This window comes from Streptomyces lydicus, assembly GCF_000717345.1.
Lineage (GTDB): Bacteria > Actinomycetota > Actinomycetes > Streptomycetales > Streptomycetaceae > Streptomyces > Streptomyces lydicus.
This window is the reverse complement of record NZ_JNZA01000021.1, coordinates 85,026-96,781: the sequence shown is the minus strand read 5'-3', so window position 1 is coordinate 96,781 and position 11,756 is coordinate 85,026. Positions and strand designations below refer to the sequence as shown.

The 11,756-nt window shown below is 70.4% G+C and carries 11 protein-coding genes; all 11 read right to left on the bottom strand.

The window, feature by feature from the left end; all coding sequences use genetic code 11:
* Window positions 1-11: 11 nt before the first annotated feature.
* Genes OO62_RS21265 through OO62_RS21215 form a run of 11 tightly spaced genes read right to left on the bottom strand, consistent with a single transcriptional unit; the run spans window position 12 to window position 11,751 of the window.
* Window positions 12-308 carry a putative quinol monooxygenase gene (locus OO62_RS21265; protein WP_033269092.1) on the bottom strand — a complete coding sequence of 99 codons (297 nt, stop codon included), beginning with the start codon at window positions 306-308 and terminating at the stop codon, window positions 12-14.
* Window positions 308-1,270: an NAD-dependent epimerase/dehydratase family protein gene (locus OO62_RS21260; RefSeq protein WP_033269091.1), complete on the bottom strand. Its 963-nt coding sequence runs from the start codon at window positions 1,268-1,270 to the stop codon at window positions 308-310. The genes OO62_RS21265 and OO62_RS21260 overlap by 1 nt, the downstream gene beginning before the upstream one ends.
* Complete coding sequence (locus OO62_RS21255) at window positions 1,263-2,510, bottom strand: MFS transporter (RefSeq protein ID WP_051733480.1); 1,248 nt, start codon at window positions 2,508-2,510, stop codon at window positions 1,263-1,265. The genes OO62_RS21260 and OO62_RS21255 overlap by 8 nt, the downstream gene beginning before the upstream one ends.
* The gene (locus OO62_RS21250; protein ID WP_051733479.1) at window positions 2,507-3,799 is read right to left on the bottom strand and encodes an amidohydrolase family protein; all 1,293 of its coding nucleotides are present in this window, start codon (window positions 3,797-3,799) and stop codon (window positions 2,507-2,509) included. Before OO62_RS21250 ends, OO62_RS21255 begins: the two co-directional genes overlap by 4 nt.
* Complete coding sequence (locus OO62_RS21245) at window positions 3,799-5,061, bottom strand: ATP-grasp domain-containing protein (RefSeq protein ID WP_033269089.1); 1,263 nt, start codon at window positions 5,059-5,061, stop codon at window positions 3,799-3,801. Before OO62_RS21245 ends, OO62_RS21250 begins: the two co-directional genes overlap by 1 nt.
* 57 nt (window positions 5,062-5,118) lie before the next feature.
* A complete protein-coding gene (locus OO62_RS21240; RefSeq protein ID WP_033269088.1) occupies window positions 5,119-6,066 on the bottom strand; it encodes a transketolase family protein in 948 nt (315 codons plus the stop codon).
* Entirely contained in the window at window positions 6,063-6,881 is an 819-nt protein-coding gene (locus OO62_RS21235; protein ID WP_051733478.1) for a thiamine pyrophosphate-dependent enzyme, read from the bottom strand. Before OO62_RS21235 ends, OO62_RS21240 begins: the two co-directional genes overlap by 4 nt.
* Window positions 6,878-8,734, bottom strand: coding sequence for a M20/M25/M40 family metallo-hydrolase (locus OO62_RS21230; RefSeq protein ID WP_033269087.1), 1,857 nt, complete (start codon window positions 8,732-8,734; stop codon window positions 6,878-6,880). The genes OO62_RS21235 and OO62_RS21230 overlap by 4 nt, the downstream gene beginning before the upstream one ends.
* Window positions 8,731-9,798 (bottom strand): N-acetyl-gamma-glutamyl-phosphate reductase, encoded by a 1,068-nt coding sequence (gene argC, locus OO62_RS21225; protein ID WP_033269086.1) that lies wholly within the window; start codon window positions 9,796-9,798, stop codon window positions 8,731-8,733. Before argC ends, OO62_RS21230 begins: the two co-directional genes overlap by 4 nt.
* Window positions 9,791-11,110: a DegT/DnrJ/EryC1/StrS aminotransferase family protein gene (locus OO62_RS21220; protein WP_033269085.1), complete on the bottom strand. Its 1,320-nt coding sequence runs from the start codon at window positions 11,108-11,110 to the stop codon at window positions 9,791-9,793. Before OO62_RS21220 ends, argC begins: the two co-directional genes overlap by 8 nt.
* Complete coding sequence (locus OO62_RS21215; protein ID WP_033269084.1) at window positions 11,107-11,751, bottom strand: DegT/DnrJ/EryC1/StrS family aminotransferase; 645 nt, start codon at window positions 11,749-11,751, stop codon at window positions 11,107-11,109. Before OO62_RS21215 ends, OO62_RS21220 begins: the two co-directional genes overlap by 4 nt.
* Window positions 11,752-11,756: the final 5 nt, after the last annotated feature.

The following is an 11,756-nucleotide window of genomic DNA, read 5'->3' as shown; positions in this document are numbered from 1 at the left end:
CCTGTCGTCTGCTACTGCGCGGCGCTCACCGGACTGCTCGGGTGTACCTCGCGTTCGATGCGCGGCATGATCTCCGGGACGTAGATCTTCTGGATGGCATCGCCGGAGTCGTGCGCCTCCCAGTGGGCGCGGCTCGCCCAGCGCTCGACGAGTACAAAGCGGCCCACGTCGTCCTGCGACTGGTATGCCTCCCAGCTGACGCAGCCGTCCTCGGCGAGACACAGCGGCCGCATCCGGGCCAGGGAATCGGCCACCGGTGCGATGTCGTCGGACTCGGGGACCCGGACGATGACAATGAGGTCGAACATCACTGCTCCTTGGAGTGGGGGGTGCCGGTCCGGCCGGCGTTACGGGCGACGGTGGGAAGCCACTGGGCGATCGGGGTGAAGCGGTAACCGAGGGCCGCCGCCCGGTCGTTCGCCATACCGAAGTCGGACGGGCAGGAGAACGGGGACAGGTCGGGGTCGCCGGAGGGGTCTTCCTTCTCGATCACGTCGGCCGTGAGCCCGGTGGCGCTCTCCACCGCGGCGCAGACGTCATAGACATCGGCGGTGTCCGGCGAGGCGACGTTGACCGCTCCGGTGGCATCGGAGAGCGCCGCCCAGGCGAGGAAGCCGGCGGCCTCCTCGGCCCGTACCAGCGACGTCCGGCCGGGCGCCGTGTGGGCGACGACCGGCTGCCCGGCCGTGACGCGGTCGAGGTGAAACTGCAGCCGACCGGTGAAGTCGCCGTCCGCGGCCAGGACATGGGCGACCCGGGCCAGCAGCACCGGCACCTTCGCGCAGCGGGTCAGCGCGGTTTCGGCCTGGCGCTTTCCCTCGCCGTAGTGGGCGTCCAGGTAGCCGGGCGCGGACCACGGAAGCGTGGTGTCGAAGTCGTAGTCCGCCGGGTCGAGTTCCTCTTCGCGGGCTCGGGCACTGAACGGCGGGGCCTGGAAGCGCCAGCGGAAGGTGTCCTTGTTGTACACCTCGATGGTGCTGGTCATGACGAACTTCCCGGCCCGTTCGCCGAACGCCTCGCACGCCTCCACGGCGGCGATCGGCGTGTAGCACATCTGATGAACCACCGCGTCGAACCGTTCCCCCGCCACCGCGGCGGTCAGTTCTCCGGGGACGTTGACATCGGCGCGCAGCCGCCGCACCGCGTTGCCGAACGGGTCGGGGGTCTGCCCCCGATTGACGAGGGTGACCCGGTGCCCGTCGTCCAACAGCTGTTGCACCAGGACCTTCCCGAAGAACCGGGTGCCCCCGATGACGCAAATATCAGACATTTTCCCTCACTGTTTCTTTGTTCTCCGTTGCCTCTGCGTCCTCAGTCTGCCGAGTGTCGGTGGCCGTACCGGAGCGCCGGCTGCTCAGGCAGATGAGTGCACAGCCCGCCGCCAGCAGGGCCGCGACGTACCAGTTGCCGCCCGCCACGCCGGAGGAGCGCGACAGATCGAACAGGATCCCCGCGGCCAGGGAGCCGGCCATGTTCCCCGCACTGCGGAAGAAGTGCATCGCGCCCATGGCCTTGGCCAGTCGGTGCTCGGGAACTCTGCGGGCAATCCAGAGGTCGAACGACGGTACGAAGAGAATCTCTCCGAGCACCACCGTCAGACAGCCGACCACCACCCAGGGGGCGGTGCGACCGGCCCCGAAGGAGACGAACGCGACGGTCATTCCGGCCAGGCCGACGGCCATGACCGCCCCCGGGCTGAATCGGTTGTTGAACAGCTTGAACAGCGGGTACTGGAGCACCAGGATGCTGAGACCGGTGATCCAGAACGGCGCGGACGGGGCCCACCCCGGCACATACTCCGCCATGTGCAGCGGGATACCGACCACAAATCCCAGGGACAGGAACCAGAACGCGGCGGACAGCAGGAAATAGCGGGTGGCGCCGCTTACGTCGATTCCCTTGAACGCGGTCAGGCTGAACAGCGGAACGCGTTCGCCCGCGACGTCCGGCGCACGCTGGAAACCGTCTCGGGGAATCAGCGCCGAGGTAATCAGGCAGAATCCGACGAAGAACACGAACACCACCGAAAACAGGGTCCGCAGTTCCACATGTGCCAGTACGGCGCCCAGCAATGCGCCACCGAAAAGGCCAACCTGACCCGCCATCTGGAACGCGGAGAATGCCTTGGGGCGTTCCTCCTCGGGAAAGGAGACCAGGACATTCTTCAGCCCCGGGAAGGAAATCCCTGAGCCGAAGCCGATGAAGAACGCGAGGACGCTGTACGCGAACACGCCATCGGTGAACCCCATGAGCCCGAGCGCTACGGCTTCCAGCGCGGTACCGAGGAATACGCCCCCACGGACACCGGCGCGTGCCGCGATCCCTTCGTAGCAGAAGGTGGCAAGCAGGCGGCCGACGTACGTCATACACATGACCAGGCCGGCCCAGAACCCGCTGTCGGACCCGCCGAGGGTGGCGACGAGTACGGGGAACCAGATGTAACTCCCCGTATTGGCAAGCAGGATGCCCCCGACCACGCCGACGAGTGCGCGCTTACGGTCCTTGATCAAAACTCCTCCTTCCGGTCCGCCCCGGCGGCACGCAGCTCGGCGATGGTGCGCGCGACGGCCTGCCGGTCGATCGGCACGCCCCGGACGACCGTGCTCAGCGGGAGGGCGGACAGCGGCCGGCCCGGAGCATGCAGGTTGTAGGTGGCGGCCGCGCCGACGCTCAGCGGATGGACGCCCCGGGTGTCGCCGCTCACTTCGTCGAAGTAGCGGCGGCCCCCGATCGTCGCCTGGTGCCGCAGCCGTCCCTCCAGCGAGGCGTCGTCGCCGCGCAGCAGGTCGAGCTCGCTCAGGAACGAGTAGCCGTGGTACGCACCCGTGTTGCCCGAGTCGGTACCGATCAGCAACGTGCCCTCGTGCAGGGTGGCCAGGGCGTTGCGGCGCATGTCGGCCAGCGCTGCCGTGCGGGTCTCCTGGCAGCCGTACTCGATGCCGTACGGCTTCTCGATGCCCTGGGCGAACTCCAGGTTGCGGAGGTCCTGGGTCTCGGCGAAGCCCTCGCGCCCGTACTCAGCCCGGAATTCCTCGCCCGTCATGATCATGGTCCGCAGGCCGGCCAGGGTGGAGACGAAGCGGGCCCCTTCGAACTCCTTCCAGTCGGCCGCGTCGAGCGTCCGATCGCGCACGGTGTGGGCGAAGAGGCGGAAGCCGCACTCGTAGGCCCAGCGGGTCTCCTGGAGGGTGTTGCAGTCGATGACGGCGGTGATGCCGCGCTCGGCGGCGATCCGGGCGGTGAATTCCAGCACCCGCCGGGACAGCCGGGAGAACTTCACCGGGCTGCCCGGCTGTTCGGTGCCGTCCGTGAACATCACCTTGAGGAAGGTGCCGCCCCGTTCGACGTTGGAACGTATCGCGTGTTCCAGATCGGTCTCGGTGCCGATCATGTGCACCGGGGCCGGGAACTCGACGCCGTGGCCGGTGAGGCCGGCGGCATTCGTCGTCGCGGTGACCGCGTAACCGCAGTGCACCAGCTCCGGGTAGGGCAGCGCCGATTCCGCGCGGCCCTGCTCCCAGTCCTCCTTGACCAGCGGGAATCCGAACATGTCGACGACGTGCGTGACTCCGCTGTACAGGTACTGCAGCGCGACGATCCGGGCATCTTCCAGCGAGTCGTCGAAGTTGGCGGGCAGCCCCACGTGGGCGTGGGTCTCGACGAAGCCCGGCCACAGCTCGGGCGTCGTGAGGTCATCGGCTTTCCGCTCGGCGACCGGGCGGATACCGGAGAAGTGCCCGTCCTCGACGGTGACGTCGAAGACCGCCGTCGGGTCCAGCTCCGGAATCGCGACGCGCATCACCGGGCCACCCGCACGGAGAGGGTGAACTCGATGTCGTCCAGGGCCGCCTGGACGCGTCCGGCCGCCTCGTCCCGGTCCTTGCCGGTGAAGATGAGGTGGCCGAGCCAGTCGAAGTTGCTCTTCGACAGGCGCGACACCTGACGGCCCGGCTTGGCGTACGCGAGGGCCTCGATGAAGCCGGGAGCGTCCTTGAGCCGGTCGAAGCCGATGGAGACCAGCTCGCCCTCGACCGGGGAGCCGAACCAGTGGCCGCTGGCGATGACGTCGCCGGGGATCGGCAGCTGGGGGCGCTCGCCGAGGGCCTGGCGGATCACCTCCAGGTAGGCGTTGACGCCGCTGGTGAGCTCCATCAGCTGCGGCACGATGCCGCCCGTGAGCCGGCCGTTGACCTCGCACAGCACCGGGCCGTCCGCGGCGAGGATGTACTCGGCGTGGATGAAGCCGAAGTCGATGCCGAGGCCCTGGAGGACCTTCTCGTTCATCGCGAACAGCTCGTCCTGGAGCGGGTGGCCGCGGAAATACGTGAGGCCCATCTCGATGAAGTACGGGAAGCCGCTCAGATTGCGGTCCGTGATGCCGAGGTTGACGATCTCGCCGCCCTTGAGCACGCACGCCTCGACGGAGACCAGCTCGCCCTCGACGAACTCCTCGACCACGATGTCCGGGATGCGGGTGACCCCGCGCCCGTAGTCGCCGACCGACGCCAGCTCCGCGAGGTACGCGGCGAGCTCCTCCTCGTCGCGGAGCAGCAGCACGTGCAGGCTCGCGGTGCCGTCGGAGGGCTTGATCACGCACGGGAAGCCGATCTCACGGACCGCGGTCTCCACGGCGTCGCCGGAGGTGGTCTCGGCGACGTGCACGAACCGCGGCTGACGCACGTCGGTGTCCCGCAGGGTGAGCCGGGTGCGGTGCTTGTGGCGGGCGTTGAGGGCCCCGTCGACGCTCATGCCCGGCAGGCCGAGGGAGCGGGCCACCGACGCCGCGTGCACCGTGTGGTACTCGCTGTACGTCATGACGCCGTGCACCGGCTTCGCCGCGTGCACCTCCTTGGCGAGCCGCTCCAGCTCGTCGATGGAGAACACCTTCGCGCTCTTGATCACGTCGCACCGGGGGTGCGCGAACGCGGCCTCGGCCAGCGGCGAGGCGCCCAGGTAGAAGTCGGGGTCGGCGGACACGAAGGTCACGTCGTGCCCGAGCTCCAGGGCGTTGGCGATGCCGGCGATGCCGTTGGGGTTGCATTCGATCATGAGGATATGCATGGGAATTTCCTTGTCTTCAGGGGGTTTTCGGGGTGACTGCAGAGAGACGGGCGACGGTCAGCGGGCGAAGCTGCCCGCGGGTACCGGCTCCGAGGCGCCGGTGCGCGTCCGGGCCACCGCGGACAGCACGGCGGGCAGATCGAGGCCGAGCGCCGCCATGACCTCGTGGTGGTCGCCACCGGTCGAGGGCCATCCCTGACCGGCCCCCACCGCCGTGACTTCGCACCGGGGCAGCAGCAGCGCAAGCGCCTCGGCCACTCCGCCCTGGCTGCGGTGTTCCTCGACGACGACGAACCGGGAGTGCCGGCGCGCCAATTCCGCGGCTGCCTCGGTCAGGTGCTCGTGGTCCAGATAGACCAGGTGGGCGTGGGAGGCCCCGGTGGCGGCGCGGGCGGCCAGCGACAGGCGGGTGCCCTCCTCGCCCACCGACACCAGGCAGAGGTCATCGGAATCCGCCAGGAACTCCCAGTTGACCAGGGGCAGTTCGGTGCCGGCCAGGGGGAGTGACTCGTACGTGGCGTTCCGGCCCGTGCGGATGTAGTGCGGCCTGCCACTGCGCGCCGCGGACCGGACCACCGCACGCATCTCGGCCTCGCCGAAGGGGGCCGCGATGGTCACGCCGGGAACGCTGCGGAGTACCGCGAGGTCCTCCAGGCAGTGGTGGGTGGTGCCGAACCAGGCACCGGACACACCCGCGTACGGTGCCACGACGGTGACCCCGGCGTTCAGGTAGCCCAGCGTCAGCTTCAGGCTCTCCGCGGCCCGCAGCGCCGCGAAGGGGGCGAAGGTGCTGACGAAAGGCTTGTAACCACCGGCGGCCAGTCCCGCTGCCATGTCGACCATGGCGCCCTCGGCGATACCCACGTTGAAGAAGCGGTCGGGGTGCGCGGTCTGGAAGGGATGGTTCTTGCCGCCCAGATCCGCCTCCAGGCAGACGAGGGAGGAGTCCTCGGCGGCGAGGGTGGTCAGCTCGTCGCGGTAGGCGTCACGGCCGGAGAGAGTCATCGGATCGCTCGCTTCCACTTCGCGGCGCGCGTGGCGTCGATGGTCACGTAGTGAGAACCCGCCTTGCCTTCCACGGCCGGCACACCCTTGCCCTTGACGGTGTGGGCGACGACGGCGAGAGGGCTGCGTGCGGCCGACCGGTCCCTGGCGAACAGCTCGGTCAGCGCGGCCAGATCGTGCCCGTCGGTCTCCACGACCTCGAACCCGAAGGCGGCGAACCGCTCGGTCAGACCGGGCAGCGGCGAGATGTCCGCCACGAACCCGTCGTTCTGCCCGCCGTTGCGGTCCACGACGAGCACGAAGTTGCCGAGTTCCTGTGCCGCTGCCACCTGGCAGGTCTCCCAGACCAGCCCCTCCTGGAGCTCGCCATCACCCGCGACGGCGATGCCCAGGCCGCTCTGTCCGCCGAGCCGGCGGGCCATGGCCCAGCCCGCCGCGTACGGCACGCCGTGCCCGAGGCTCCCGGTGGGGAACCGGACACCGGGCACCTTGGGTCCCGGGTGGCCGGTGTAGGGCTGGCCGGCCTGGCCGTACAGCGGCGCCGGGTTCTCCGGCAGCATGCCGCTGACGTGCAGCGCGGCATACAAGCCCGCGGCGGCGTGCCCCTTGCTCAGCACGACCTCCGTGCCGTCCGCGGCGGAGGCGCGGTGCAGCGCGGCGATCAGGATGTCGAGCACCGACAGGCTGCCGCCCAGATGGCAGCCGCGCTCGGACGCCGCCATGTCGACGACCAGCCGCCGGGCCTGCAAGGACCGCTCGGCCAGGGCGGACGCGAGTGCCTCGGCGCTCGGGGGACTGTCGAGCACGGCAGTCATCGGAGGCTCCCTTCCGGAAGGGCGAACCAGCGGCTCACCGCGTCGGCGAGCAGCGCGCGGGCGGCGCGGTACTCCTCGCCGCCGATGCGCTCCTCGTCGGTGTGGTCGAGGGCGGAGTCGCCCGGCCCGTACGCCACCATCGGCACGTCGTGCCAGGTGGTCGCCAGGGTGTTCATGTCCGACGTCCCCTTCTTCACCACGAAGCGGGGCCTGACCCCGGCCTCGGCAAAGGCTCGGGTGAACGCCTTGGCCAATGGGCCCGAGCGGCCACCCTGGTGGCCCGGGGTGGCGCGCAGCGCCTCGACCTCGACACCGTCACCGGCGTGCTGCAGCGCGGCGGTGCGCAGCGCCTCGAGATCGGCCCCCGGCGGCACCCGGAAGTTGAGGATGCCGTGCGCCCGGTCGCGCTCCCGTCCCCGCTCGCACCGGATGTCGATGACCGCGCTGAGCGCCTCCGGCGCGTGCTCCAGCACCGACGCGCGGATCTCACCGAGCACGCGGATCAGGCGGTCCGGGGCCGACACCGCGTCCATGCCGGCCGAGTGGCCGGTGGGCACCGAGGCGGTCACCGCCAGTTTGAAGAGCCCGAAGTAGCCGAGGGTCAGCTTCCCCGACCCGCTGGGTTCGCCGATGACGACGGCGTCCGCAAGATAGTGGTCCCGTACGTGGAACGCCCCCTTCGAGGAGGAGATCTCCTCCTCGACCGCGCCGACCACGACCAGTTGACCGTCCTCGGGTACGGCCGCCTCCGCGAGCACCTCGAGGAAGGCGGCGAGACTGCCCTTGGCGTCGACGCTGCCGCGCCCCCACAGCTCACCGTCCCGCCACTCGGCAGGCCAACGGTGCGGGACCGTGTCGAGGTGGCCCAGGAGCAGCAGCCGGCGGGAACCGGTGCCTCGGGACGCGACGAGGTTGCCCGCCGCGTCGATGCGGGCCTCGATGCCCCGCCCCCGGCACCATTCGGCGAGACAGGAGGCGAGTTCCGCCTCGTCGCCGGAGACCGAGGACACCGAGACCGCGCGAGTGAGCAGGTCGAGGTCGTCGGCGGGTCCGCGGGTGCGCCAGAACCGGGTCCATCCGGACGCCTCGCTCATGGTGTGCGGACCGGTGATGGCCACGTCGGCGCTGCTGTCCTTGAGGGCGATTTCGGCCGCGCGCACCTTCTGGCGCATGCGCCCACCGGCGTACCGCGCCCCGTCGCCCGGGTAGGCGTCGCGCAGCGTCGAGTCCGGGTCAGCCGGATCGGTCAGCAGTCCCGCGGTGCCGGTGACCAGCCGGAGGTGGTCGGCGTCCAGCGCGACCGCGAGCACCGCGGCCAGTACGTCGGCGTCCACGTTCAGTGGCGCCTCACCGTTCCGGTCCGCGACCGGTGGGGACAGACAGACCACGTCGTACGCGTCAAGCAGGGCGTTCAGCGCCTCGGTGTCGGCCTCGGCGGGTACTCCCGCCCGGTGGTCGCGGATCACGACAGGGCGGTCTTCGGCCGACAGCGCCTTCAGCGGTCGATTGGCCCGGCCGACGACCAGGCCGTTGCGCGCGGCGACGGCCGTGAAGACCCTCAAGCCCTGTGCACGCAGGCCGCGTTCGACGGCGGGCAGGGTGACCCGCTCGTAGGCGTCGACGAGGTGGTCCATCTCCTCGGGAGGGCAGTACCGCACCACGTCGCCGTTGGTCAGCCGGAGCGTGGGGACCGGGCGGCCGATGGCCGCGTAGTGGCGTTCGATGCCCGAGGCCCCGCCCGCCACCAGGAGCACCCGGGCGCCGCGGGCGACCACGTCGGCGATCTCCTTGTGGATGGCCGCGCGGTCGAGCGTCGCACTGCCGACCTTGAGGACATACAGCGGACGGGTCATGGCGACACCGCCGTGATCGGCAGTCCGGCTGTCTCGTCGAAGCCGTGGATGAGGTTCATGGCCTGGATGGCCTGACCTGCCGCGCCCTTGATCAGGTTGTCGAGGGCGGCCACCGTGACGCACTGGCCGTCGCGGACGGCGACCGCCACCTCGGCGACGTTCGAGCCGGTGACGGCCTTGAGCATGGGGAAGTCCTGCGGCGCCTTGGGCGCCGGGCGGACCCGCACGAACGGCTTGCCGACGTACGCCTTGGCGTAGGCGCGCTTGACGTCGAGGGAGGTGACTCCGGGCCGCAGCTCGGAGTACGCGGTCACCATGATGCCGCGCGTCACATCCATGCTGTGCGTGGAGAACCTCAGGTCGACAGCGGCGCCCGTGAAGTCGGCGAGGGCCTGCTGGACCTCCGGCGCGTGCCGGTGGCCGTGCAGCTTGTGCACCCGGAAGTTGCCACTGCGCTCGGCCGGCTGCTCGCCGCTCCCGCGGCCGCCGCCGGTGGATCCGGTCTTGGCGTCGACCACCACCCGGTCGGCGACCAGCGGGCCGGCGCCGGCGAACAGCGGGTACAGGGCGTAGACCGTGGTCACGGCCATGCACCCGGGGAGGCTGACGAACCGGCTCTCGGGGATGCCGGGGCTCAACTCCGGTACGTAGTAGGTGAAATCCTCCAGCGGCAGGTGGGCCGCGGTCTTCGGGTAGTGCTTGCTGACCTCCTTCTCGTCGCGCAGCCGGAAGTCCCCGCCCAGGTTCAGCACGCGCTTGGCCCGGTCGGCGACCAGCGGCAGCCGCTCGGGCAGTGCACCGGTGGGCAGGCAGCCGAAGGCGACATCGACGATGTCCGTGTTCGCGAGCTCCGCCAGTGGCCGGAACGTGAGGCCGGACGCCTTGGGGTGGTTGCGCAGCCAGGGGTGGCTGCTGCCGACGGCGGTGCCCGCGGCGCGCTCCGCCGAGAGGAACGCGAGTTCCACCTGCGGGTGCTCCAGGAGCAGCCGGATCACCTCGCCGCCGGTGTAGCCGCTGGCGCCGAGGACGGCGACGCGGATCTTCTCGTGCGTGGTGTCAGCCAAGGCGGGCCGCCTTGTCGTAGGGACGACGGTAGTCACGGGTCTCGACGAGCTTGCGAATGGCGTCCGGACGACGAGCGACCTTCCGGAAGGCGTCCGCGTAGCGCAGGATCCGCTCGTACTCCACCGGGGAGCGCAGCTCGCGGCAGAGGACGAGGGTGCTGTCGAGCATGCCGAGGGTGACCGGGAAGTCCTCGGGCCGGTAGTCGCGCACGGCGCCGGGGTTGAGGGTGAACGGGTAGCCGTTCCCGAAGCCGTCCCGGTGCTGGAAGGGCAGGTGGCACGGGATCGGGGTGTTCTGCCACTCGCGGGCCGGGACGCCCTCGGCGACCAGGAGCTCGTGCACGGCCTCCTTGACCGCGAACACCGGTATGTCCTCCAGGCCGACGGCCTCGGGGTGCAGGGTGGTGCGGTACATGTTGTACGCGTGGACGTGCCCGTCGGGTACGTGCGGCGGGGTGAACAGGCCGGTCTCGCGCAGGGCTTCGCCGAGCAGCGCGGCATTGCGTGCCCGGATCTCGTCGTAGTACGGCAGCCGCTTGAGCTGGCTGGCGCCGAAGGCCGCCGCGACCCACGACATGTCGTAGTCGATGCCGTGCCGCTCCAGATAGGCCCGGGCCCGGTCGTAGCTCTCCTCGGTGGCGAAGAACGCGATGCCGCCCTCGCCGCCGAGCGGGAAGTTCTTGTCGGCCATCAGGCTCTGGCCGGCGGCATCCCCCAGGGAGCCGGCCACCTGCTCGCCGACCTTCGCGGAATGGGCGTGCGAGGCGTCCTCGACGAGGGCGATGCCGTGCCGGTCGGCGAGGGCGCGCAGGGCGGCCACATCGGCGGGCAGGCCGTGCACGTGCACCGGCATCAGCGCGCGGGTGCGGTCGGTGATCGCGGCGGCCGCGGCCTTGGGGTCCATGCAGTAGGTGGCCGGGTCGATGTCGACGAACACGGGGATCGCGTGTGCGGCGACGACGGCCTGCGCGGTCGCGATGAAGGTGAACGCCGGCACGATGACCTCGTCGCCGGGCTGCACACCGGCGCCCACGAGGGCCATGTGCAGACTGGAGGTTCCGCTGGCGGTGGGCAGCGCGTGCGCCGCACCGACGTAGGAGCGGTACGCCTCGGCGAAGTCGGCGACAACCTTCTCGGGCGCCTGCCGCTGGGCGAGCATCAGGTTGAAGACGTCTTCCTTGGTGATGACCGGGAAGAGGGTGCGACGCGCCGCCTTGGGAATCATGGCCCCGCCGCCGAGGGCGGCGAGTTCGGCGTTGAGTTCGGCGGGGTCGGGCAGGGGCAGCGGGGCTGCCGGGAAATCAGTGATCATGAGCGTGCTCCGGTGGGGGCGGCGGGACGTGCCGCCTGGGTCAGGGCCATCCGCGCGCAGGCGGCCACGAGGGGGCTGAGCCGGTAGTTGAACTGGACCCCGGGCACCAGGGAGGTGCTGGCCTCTTCCTGCGTCCACATCGTGCGCAGGTCGTAGGCACCGAAGATCTTCAGTCGCTCGGCGCGGGCCCAGACCTTGTCGTCGTCGGTGAGGACGGCGGCGGCCGGCCCGAAGCCGAGTCCGGTGAGGTCCACGACGAGGGCGGGGGCGGTGGCGGCCCGGGTCAACTCGCCCAGCTGATCGGCATTCGCGGAGTCCAGCGCCACGTGGTCGTACGCGGCCGTCCCCCGATCCTCGACACTGACGCCGAGCCAGTTGATGCCGAGCCAGTTGAGAAAGCGGCCGGTTGCCGCGTCCGGCTCGGGGACGGCGACGGTGTCTCCGTGCCCGATGCCCTGGCCGGCGAGTGCCGCGTGGATCGCGGCGGTACGGCTGTTGACGAGGACGGCACGTGCGCGTCCGGTCTGCTTGGTCAGCAGTCGTTCAAGTCCGGGCAGTTCCCGGTCGCTCTTCTCGATGCTCATGACCACGCCCGTGGTGAGGACGCGGGCGAGCACCGTTGCGGTGTCGAACAGTTCCATTGGTC

What these genes read in the sequence shown, in the direction of transcription:
- OO62_RS21220 (WP_033269085.1), bottom strand. Translation starts at nt 11,110, where the DNA reads ATGATCACTGATTTCCCGGCAGCCCCGCTGCCCCTGCCCGACCCCGCC.
- OO62_RS21245 (WP_033269089.1), bottom strand. Translation starts at nt 5,061, where the DNA reads ATGCATATCCTCATGATCGAATGCAACCCCAACGGCATCGCCGGCATC.
- OO62_RS21215 (WP_033269084.1), bottom strand. Translation starts at nt 11,751, where the DNA reads ATGGAACTGTTCGACACCGCAACGGTGCTCGCCCGCGTCCTCACCACG.
- OO62_RS21235 (WP_051733478.1), bottom strand. Translation starts at nt 6,881, where the DNA reads ATGACTGCCGTGCTCGACAGTCCCCCGAGCGCCGAGGCACTCGCGTCC.
- OO62_RS21230 (WP_033269087.1), bottom strand. Translation starts at nt 8,734, where the DNA reads ATGACCCGTCCGCTGTATGTCCTCAAGGTCGGCAGTGCGACGCTCGAC.
- OO62_RS21240 (WP_033269088.1), bottom strand. Translation starts at nt 6,066, where the DNA reads ATGACTCTCTCCGGCCGTGACGCCTACCGCGACGAGCTGACCACCCTC.
- OO62_RS21265 (WP_033269092.1), bottom strand. Translation starts at nt 308, where the DNA reads ATGTTCGACCTCATTGTCATCGTCCGGGTCCCCGAGTCCGACGACATC.
- OO62_RS21260 (WP_033269091.1), bottom strand. Translation starts at nt 1,270, where the DNA reads ATGTCTGATATTTGCGTCATCGGGGGCACCCGGTTCTTCGGGAAGGTC.
- OO62_RS21250 (WP_051733479.1), bottom strand. Translation starts at nt 3,799, where the DNA reads ATGCGCGTCGCGATTCCGGAGCTGGACCCGACGGCGGTCTTCGACGTC.